Origin of the sequence: Pseudomonas sp. HMWF006 (genome assembly GCF_003061205.1) — a bacterium.
In the GTDB taxonomy this organism is placed as follows: domain Bacteria; phylum Pseudomonadota; class Gammaproteobacteria; order Pseudomonadales; family Pseudomonadaceae; genus Aquipseudomonas; species Aquipseudomonas monsensis.
Genome location: NZ_QAIU01000234.1, coordinates 2,419 through 10,968, shown reverse-complemented (window position 1 = coordinate 10,968; position 8,550 = coordinate 2,419). Strand labels below are relative to the sequence as shown.

Genomic DNA, 8,550 nt, shown 5'->3' with positions numbered 1-8,550 from the left:
CTGTCTTTTTATACAGTGACTGGGATTATATACAGTGAAGCGGTCTTGGCAATGCCCGTTTTTTTACCGGCCGCCAGACGGTCGGCAAGGGTGTTTATTAATGCGATGGGCTTGTGTGGTTAAATAGCTGACCGACCATTCCCAAAACGAACCGGCAGGCTTGACAAGGCACAGGCTGAAACGTATGTTTCAAACAAGTGTTTGTCAGGCGGAGTAGCCATGGCCCAGTCGGAAACCGTTGAACGCATTCTTGATGCTGCCGAGCAGTTGTTCGCGGAGAAAGGTTTCGCTGAAACCTCATTGCGTTTGATCACCAGCAAGGCAGGCGTCAACCTGGCAGCGGTGAACTATCACTTCGGTTCGAAAAAAGCGTTGATCCAGGCGGTGTTCTCGCGTTTTCTCGGGCCGTTCTGCATCAGCCTCGATAAAGAACTGGAGCGGCGTCAGGCCAAGCCTGAAAACAAGCCGACCCTCGAAGAACTGCTGGAAATCCTTGTCGAACAGGCTCTGGTGGTTCAGCCACGCAGCGGCAACGACCTGTCGATCTTCATGCGTTTGCTGGGTCTTGCGTTCAGCCAGAGCCAGGGTCACCTGCGGCGTTACCTTGAAGACATGTACGGCAAGGTGTTCCGTCGTTACATGCTGCTGGTTAATGAGGCCGCACCACGCATTCCACCGATCGAACTTTTCTGGCGCGTGCACTTCATGCTCGGCGCCGCAGCGTTCAGCATGTCCGGTATCAAGGCGCTGCGTGCAATTGCCGAGACCGATTTCGGCGTCAACACCTCCATCGAACAGGTCATGCGCCTGATGGTGCCGTTCCTGGCGGCCGGCATGCGCGCCGAAACCGGTGTCACCGATGCGGCGATGGCCACCGCACAACTGCGTCCGCGCAGCAAATCGACGCCGGTCGCCGCCAAGGTTTGACCGCGCACGGGTGGGCGCAGCAGCTTGTATCCGCTAAGCTAGCCGCCCATGCCGACTCTCGTTCTGAACCCGATTCTGATGAAAACCGCTGACCTGCCGGGCACTGCCCACGGCAGCGATTTCATGCGGATCGGGTTTTTCGTTTTCAAGGAATCTCTATGACTGCTGGCCTGCAAGGCTCGTTGATGGTGGACGTCGCCGGTACCTGGCTGACGGCCGAAGATCGCCAATTGTTGCGCCAGCCCGAAGTGGGTGGCCTGATCATTTTTGCCCGCAACATCGAGCATCCACGGCAGGTGCGTGAGCTGAGTGCGGCCATTCGCGCCATTCGCCCGGATCTGTTGCTGGCGGTGGACCAGGAGGGCGGTCGCGTGCAGCGCCTGCGTCAGGGCTTTGTGCGTCTGCCGGCCATGCGCGCCATCGCTGACAATCCGAATGCCGAATACCTCGCGGAGCAATGCGGCTGGATCATGGCCACCGAAGTGCTGGCGGTCGGCCTCGACCTGAGCTTCGCCCCGGTGCTGGATCTGGATTATCAGCGCAGTGCGGTGGTGGGTACCCGTTCGTTCGAAGGTGATCCGGAGCGCGCAGCACTGCTCGCCGGGGCGTTCATTCGCGGTATGAACAGTGCCGGCATGGCCGCCACTGGCAAGCACTTCCCCGGTCATGGTTGGGCCGAAGCCGACTCACACGTTGCGATCCCGAACGACGAGCGCAGCCTCGACGAGATCCGCGCCCATGACCTCGTACCGTTCGCCCGACTCAGCCAACAACTGGCCGCTGTCATGCCGGCCCACGTCATTTATCCGCAAGTGGATTCGCAGCCTGCCGGTTTCTCCCGGCGCTGGTTGCAGGACATCCTGCGTGGCGAGTTGCAGTTTGACGGTGTGATCTTCAGCGACGATCTGTCGATGGCCGGTGCCCATGTGGTGGGCGATGCTGCCAGCCGTATCGAAGCGGCCCTGAGTGCCGGCTGCGACATGGGCCTGGTGTGCAACGACCGTGCAGCGGCCGAACTGGCCCTGAGTGCCGCGCAACGGTTGAAGGTCAAGCCTTCTGCCCGCATCGCGCGCATGCGTGGCCAGGCGTTCGCCAGCACCGATTACCGCCAGGATCCGCGCTGGCTCACCGCCATCGGCGCGCTCAAAGACGCTCAACTGATTGATTAAGGACGTTTCGCTATGACGGTATACGCAATCATCGGTGGCACCGGCCTGACCCGGCTCGAAGGCTTGAGCATTCGTCAGTCGCTGGCCGTGGACACGCCTTATGGCGCGCCTTCGGCCAAGGTGCAGGTCGGTGAGTATGCCGGCAAGGAGGTGCTGTTCCTCGCCCGTCACGGCCACCCGCATCGCTTCCCGCCACACAAGGTCAACTACCGCGCCAACCTGTGGGCGTTGAAGCAGGCCGGGGCTGAAGCGATCATCGCGGTGAATGCCGTAGGCGGGATTCACCCAGCGATGCGCACCGGGCATTTCTGCGTGCCGCATCAGATCGTTGACTACACCAGCGGCCGTGAACACACGTTTTTCGCCGACGATCTCGAACATGTCACCCACATTGACTTCAGCTTCCCCTACAGCGAACCGCTGCGTCAGCAGTTGATTGCCGCAGTGGCCGCCGAGGGTTGCGAATACAGCGATCAAGGTGTGTATGCCTGCACCCAGGGCCCGCGTCTGGAGACTGTGGCCGAAATCGTGCGTCTGGAGCGTGATGGCTGCGACATCGTTGGCATGACCGGCATGCCGGAAGCGGCGCTGGCGCGTGAACTCGAACTGGATTACGCATGTCTGGCGCTGGTGGTCAATCCGGCGGCGGGCAAGTCCACCGCGGTGATCACCATGGCCGAGATCGAACAGGCGTTGCAGGGCGGCATGGGCAAGGTGAAATCAGTGCTGGCACGGGTATTGGCTGGGTGAAAGGCTGACAGCGCCATGACGATAATCATCAGTCAGCTTCACTCGCTGCCATGGACTGAGGCCTTCAACCGTAATGCTTTGGCCAAAGCCCGCGTTTACGCCATCGAGGACCGGATAAAAATCCATTTGGTCGATGACGAGATGATTGAGGCGGCCTGCGCGGGTTCTGAAAGTTACGTTTATCAACAGGTCATCTATCTGGTTAAAGATGAGCAGGAGCGATTCGGCCTGCGATGCTTTTGCTCCTGCCCGGTGGAAATCAACTGCAAGCACAGCGCAGCGGTGCTCTTTCACTTGCAGGATCGCGCGGCTGAAGAGACTGACCGTGATGCCCCGGTTCAGTTGAATAGAGCACTGGAGCACTGGCTTTCCACTATTCCTGTGACGACCCAGTCTTTTGAAGAGGCCTCGCAAGCGGCCAGTACGCGACTGTTTTACAAACTCAAGGCCACGCCGGTTTCGGGCAAATGGCTGGTCGAAATATTCAAGGTTTACCAGCTCAAGAGTGGCGAGCTGCGCGACGTTAAGCCGTTGTTTTCGCTATCAGACATGCTGATGCGCCAGCCCGGTTATCTGAACGAACTGGACCTGCGGATTGCCAGGCTGTTGGTGGCCACGCACTCCCATCATGCCTATTACAGCGGCTATCCGCTGGACGGTCGCAGTGGCGCCGAATTGCTCGAAATGTTGTTGAACACGCGGCGCCTGTATCTGGATTTTGAAACATTGCAGCCGCTGACTTCGGGCGCGAGTAGAAGCGCGCAGTTTGCCTGGGCCGAACAAGCCAATGGCAGTTTTCGCCCGCAATGGAGTAGTGATGAAGCGTCAGTGGAAACAGTGCTCGCGCTGGAACCTCTTTATTACCTGGATCGAGAGCGGCAACAAATCGGCCCGCTATGCAGCGAGTTCGATGAAAAGCTCGCCTGTCATCTAGCATTGGCGCCGGAGATTCCGGCACGTCAGGCCATGCAGTTCAGCCATCGAATGAGTGTGGCTACTCAGGTCGCCCCGCCGCACAAGTTGACGGAGCGGATCATCGACGATGTTTTGCCCAAGGCTCATCTGACCCTCGCCAGCGGCAAGCGCTACACTCGCTGGCAGTACGAGCCGGAGCACCGAGCCGCTTTGCTGTTCACCTACGGCGGTCTTCCCGTACAGGATCGCAACCCGGAGGTGGTGGTTCTTTCGGGCGTTGAAACCCAGCGTATCCAGCGTCAGCCCGCCGCCGAAAAAGCCCTGCGTCAGCAATTGCAGAAACACGGTTTCAAAAAGGCCACGCGCAAAAGCAGCGTTGATCATCCGGGTGAGCGGTTTGATCTGCCCGATGATTCAGCCTGGCTCACATTTGCTCAGAATGGCATTCCCGCGCTGCGTGAAGCAGGCTGGCAGATTGACGTCAGCCATAACTTTCATTTCAACGTGGAGAAAGTCGAGCACTGGTACGCCGAGGTTGAGGAAGAGTCGGGGCGGCAGTGGTTTGATCTGCAGTTAGGGATTGTCGTCAACGGTGAGCGCCACAGCCTGCTGCCGATTTTTCTGCACCTGTTACGCGCCCAGCCGATGCTTCTCGATCCAGCCAACCTCGCTCAGCGCGGTGATGATGAGTTGCTGTTGGTCGAGTTGGGTGCCGGGCGCTTCAGCGCTAACATCAGTGGCAAAGTCGCCCTGCCTTTTGGTCGGGTCAAACCGTTGCTGGCCACACTCAGCGAGTTGTATCTGGGCAATCATCATGGCGATAAGTTGCGCTTGAGTGCTCCCGATGCAGCACGCCTGAGTTTGCTGGAAGGTGTATCGCTGGAATGGCAGGGCGGCGAACGGTTGCGCAATTTTGCCCGGCGCCTGCGTGAATCCACTTACACGCAAGTCGTAGCACCGCTCGGTCTCAATGCGCAGATGCGACCCTATCAGCTCGAAGGCTTGAGCTGGATGCAAACCCTGCGTGAGCTGGAGGTTGGCGGTATCCTCGGCGATGACATGGGGCTGGGTAAAACGCTGCAAACCCTGGCGCACCTGTTAACGGAAAAGCAGGCGGGGCGGCTTGATCGTCCTGCGCTGGCGGTAATGCCCACCAGTCTGATCCCTAACTGGCTGGACGAGGCGTTGCGTTTTACGCCGCAGTTGAGGGTGCTGGCGCTACATGGCGCGGGGCGGAAAAAAGACTTCGCCAGTTTTGCCGAATACGATCTGGTGTTGACCACTTACGCTTTGCTGCCGAGGGACCTTGAGGTTCTGCAGCCGCAGTTGTGGAGCGCGCTGATTCTCGATGAGGCGCAGAACATCAAGAATCCGGTCAGTAAGGCTGCTCAAGCCGCACGTGATTTGCAAGCCCGGCAGCGCTTGTGTTTGAGCGGCACCCCAATGGAAAACCACTTGGGCGAGTTGTGGTCGCAGTTCCACTTCTTGATGCCCGGTTGGCTGGGTGACAGTAAAGCGTTCAATCGTGATTACCGTACACCGATTGAAAAACACGGCAACGCCGAGCGCATGCAGCATCTGACGGCGCGAATAAAGCCGTTCTTGCTGCGACGCAAAAAGGACCAGGTGGCGACCGAGTTGCCACCGAAAACCGAAATTGTGCATTGGGTCGATCTCAGCGACGGTCAACGCGACGTGTATGAAACGGTTCGCGTGGCGATGGACAAAAAAGTCCGCGACGAAATTGCCCGCAGTGGTGTGGCGCGCAGTCAGATCATCATTCTTGATGCCTTGCTCAAGCTGCGTCAGGTCTGTTGCGACTTGCGCTTGATCAATATGCCGCTGACTGCGAAGGCGCTGCGTTCGGGGAGTGGCAAGCTGCTCAGTTTGATGGAGATGCTTGAAGAGCTGATTGGCGAGGGTCGCAGGATCCTGCTGTTCTCCCAGTTCACGTCGATGCTGGCTTTGATCGAGCAAGAGTTGCAGCAACGTGAAGTCAGCTATTCGCTGCTGACCGGTGAAACCGCAGATCGGCGCACGCCAGTGAAAGACTTCCAGAGCGGCAAGGTGTCGCTGTTTCTGATCAGTCTGAAGGCCGGGGGCACAGGTTTGAACCTGACTGCGGCAGACACGGTGATCCACTTCGACCCTTGGTGGAACCCGGCAGTGGAGAATCAGGCCACCGATCGCGCGTATCGAATCGGGCAAAACAACCCGGTATTCGTTTACAAGCTGATTGCCCGCGGCACGGTAGAGGAAAAAATCCAGGCACTGCAGCAGGAAAAGGCTGCGCTGGCCGGGGCGGTGCTGGAAGGTGGCACGACAGGTGGGTTCAAGCTGGAGCAGACTGACATTGAGGCGCTGTTTGCGCCGCTGCCGGTTTCCACGGGTTGATGGTTTAAGCCTGGGCTCGATATCTGAGGGCCCCATCGCTGGCAATTTGTCTGAAAAGCGCATCTCAGCGCTTGTCGAGCTTATCCGGCAACGGCGCAAACAGCGCTTCAATATCATCACTCTGCAGTTTCCAGTCCCCGGCCTTGCGTCCATCCAGCACGCCCGCTGCCAAGTCGGATTTTTCCTTCTGCAGGTGCTGAATTTTCTCTTCCACCGTGCCCCGGGCAATCATCTTGTAGACGAACACCGGTTTCTCCTGGCCGATCCGATACGCACGGTCAGTGGCCTGATTCTCGGTCGCCGGGTTCCACCATGGGTCGTAGTGAATCACTGTATCCGCTTCGGTCAGGTTCAATCCCACGCCGCCGGCCTTCAGGCTGATCAGAAAGATCTGACGATTGCCGCTCTGGAACTCCTTCACCGGTGTGCGTCGGTCCCGGGTCTGACCGGTCAGCAGCGCATAGGCGATCTTGCGTTTTTTCAGTTCCTCTTCGATCAATGACAGCATCGAGGTGAACTGCGAAAACAGCAGTATCCGCCGACCTTCCTCAAACAGCTCCTCGAGCATTTCCATCAGGCTGTCGAGCTTGCCCGACGTGCTGCCGCGAGCGGGCAGGGTGGCGTCGTTGACCAGGCGCAGGTCGCAGCAGACCTGACGCAATTTCAGCAGTGCTTCCAGAATGATGATCTGACTGCGCGCCACGCCTTTGCGCGTGATTTCATCGCGGACCTTCTTGTCCATCGCCAGGCGCATGGTTTCGTACACATCGCGCTGCGCTTCGTTGAGGTCGACCCAATGGATGATCTCGGTTTTCGGTGGCAACTCGGTGGCCACCTGTTCTTTGGTGCGGCGCAGCAGAAACGGTTTTATCCGGCCGTTGAGGTGCTGAAGCCTGACTTCGCTGCCGCGCTTTTCAATCGGCACGCGGTAGTCGGCGTTGAAGCTTTTGACGTCGCCAAGCCAGCCGGGCAGCAGGAAGTGGAACAGCGACCATAGCTCTCCCAGATGGTTTTCCAGCGGCGTACCGCTGAGGCACAGACGCTGCCGCGCATTCAGCTCTCGCGCCGCTTGGGCGGCTTTGCTGTTCGGGTTCTTGATGTACTGCGCTTCATCCAGCACCAACACATGCAGGGGTTGCCTGGCCAGGCGCTCGACATCCTTGGGCAGCAATGCATAGGTGGTGAGGATCAGGTCGAAGTCAGCGAGGTGGTCAAAGTGCTTTTTGCGGCCGGCACCGTACAGCGCCACCACTTTCAGTTGCGGGGTGAAGTGCGCCGCTTCATCGAGCCAGTTGGGAATCAGGCTGGTGGGCATGACCACCATGCACGGCCGGTCAAGGCGTCCGGCGTTTTTTTCGCTGAGAATGTGCGCCAGCGTTTGCAGGGTTTTGCCCAGTCCCATGTCGTCCGCCAGAATCCCGCCAACTTGCAGCTGTCGCAGCGATTGCATCCAGCTCAAGCCTTCGAGTTGGTACGGCCGCAACGTCGCGTTCAGCCCCTGCGGCGCATCGGCGCTGAAATCGCGAATGTCGCGCAGGCGCTGAGCAAACGTACGGATCTGCTCACCGCCTTCCCACAGCAGCGGAATGCCTTCCAGCGAATTGAGACGCGTGGCATCGGCCTTGCTCAGGCGCAGGGTGGTTTCCCCCGGCTCCTGGAGATAAAACTCGCCGAGGGTCGTCAGCACCGGCTTCAGTCGGCCCAGCGGCAGCGCCACCTGCAATGGCCCGTGCTCGCTGTTGCGCTGCGGAATATTCACCAGAATCAGTTCGTCATCGCGCCGGCGCGCCAGGCGTTCCGGGTTGAGGATTTCCGTGTGCGAGCGCATCAGGTTGAGCAGGATCGGCAGCAGGCTCAGGCGTTCACCGTTGACGATGATGCCCAGTTCCAGATCGAACCAGTCGCGTTCCGGTGCCTGTTCGACGGTGGCGTACCAGTCATCCACGGCCGTCAGGTCGAAGCCGAACTCTTCGTCGATCTGCAATTCCCAGCCCTGCGTGCGCAGCTTCGGCAGATCATTGAGGGTGAAGGTCAGCCAGGCACTGTCGTTGACCATCTCATACAGCTCGCCGGCGCTTTCCGGCAGGGCTTTGCTCTGGCGGGTGGCAATACGAAAGCCGAGGATTCGTAACTGTTCGCGGTAGGACTGTTCGACGTCCGGGTGGCGTTTTATCCGTAATGTCTGGCTTTCCTGACGTATCAGGATGTCGCTGTTTTTCTGCCCGCTGACGTATTCGTCGAGATAGCTGAACGACAGCGCCGCGCGGTGCTGAATGTAGCGCTGCATCTTGCCGTTGCGCGGTTCGAAAGCGCTGAATTCGACACTGGCCAGCCACAGGCGCGGGACCGGCTGAACGTTATCCACCAGCACTTGCGGCGGGGCTTTCGGGCTGCG

At 59.1% G+C, this 8,550-nt stretch carries 5 protein-coding genes; 4 read left to right on the top strand and 1 reads right to left on the bottom strand.

Annotated features, from left to right (window positions below):
* Window positions 1-219 precede the first annotated feature (219 nt).
* The 4 genes from DBR24_RS09410 to DBR24_RS09395 all read left to right on the top strand — a co-directional run bounded on the left by DBR24_RS09410 (window position 220) and on the right by DBR24_RS09395 (window position 6,155).
* Complete coding sequence (locus DBR24_RS09410) at window positions 220-927, top strand: TetR/AcrR family transcriptional regulator (protein ID WP_007910473.1); 708 nt, start codon at window positions 220-222, stop codon at window positions 925-927.
* A 170-nt stretch (window positions 928-1,097) separates the two neighbouring features.
* On the top strand, window positions 1,098-2,096 hold the full coding sequence (gene nagZ, locus DBR24_RS09405; RefSeq protein ID WP_177490500.1) for a beta-N-acetylhexosaminidase: 999 nt from the start codon (window positions 1,098-1,100) through the stop codon (window positions 2,094-2,096).
* Between the two features lie 12 nt (window positions 2,097-2,108).
* Complete coding sequence (locus DBR24_RS09400) at window positions 2,109-2,846, top strand: S-methyl-5'-thioinosine phosphorylase (RefSeq protein WP_128614587.1); 738 nt, start codon at window positions 2,109-2,111, stop codon at window positions 2,844-2,846.
* A gap of 15 nt (window positions 2,847-2,861) precedes the next feature.
* Window positions 2,862-6,155 (top strand): DEAD/DEAH box helicase, encoded by a 3,294-nt coding sequence (locus DBR24_RS09395; protein WP_128614586.1) that lies wholly within the window; start codon window positions 2,862-2,864, stop codon window positions 6,153-6,155.
* Between the two features lie 64 nt (window positions 6,156-6,219).
* Here the strand turns inward: DBR24_RS09395 and DBR24_RS09390 are convergent.
* A partial coding sequence (locus tag DBR24_RS09390; RefSeq protein WP_256591364.1) for a DEAD/DEAH box helicase occupies window positions 6,220-8,550 on the bottom strand: 2,331 nt, incomplete at its 5' end.